1 protein-coding gene is annotated in these 270 nt (G+C 52.6%); it reads left to right on the top strand.

Annotated features, from left to right (window positions below; all coding sequences use genetic code 11):
* A partial coding sequence (locus PZC42_RS21400) for a DUF6785 family protein (protein WP_277214168.1) occupies positions 1 to 270 on the top strand: 270 nt, incomplete at both ends.

The raw sequence follows: 270 nt of genomic DNA, 5'->3' as shown, positions 1-270 counted from the left end.
AGTGGATGGACACTGGCGAATCGGCAAGAGATGGGCGGCTATCTTGCGCTGGTGGTGTTTGTAATTTGGCTCGCTCGCCACCATTTATCGGCCGTCATCCGAAAGACCTTTTCGAGTCGCGCGCCAATCGATGACTCCAATGAACCGCTACCGTATCGGTGGGCGGTTATTGGGCTTTTGGTTGGTACATACCTCATTGCGTTGATGTGTTCAATGGCGGGGATGTCCTTCTGGCTAGCGATTGGCGTGATGTTCTTTTTCTACGTCATG

The organism is Isoptericola croceus (assembly GCF_029382255.1).
Classification (GTDB): domain Bacteria; phylum Actinomycetota; class Actinomycetes; order Actinomycetales; family Cellulomonadaceae; genus Isoptericola; species Isoptericola croceus.
This window is presented reverse-complemented; position numbering and strand designations above follow the sequence as displayed.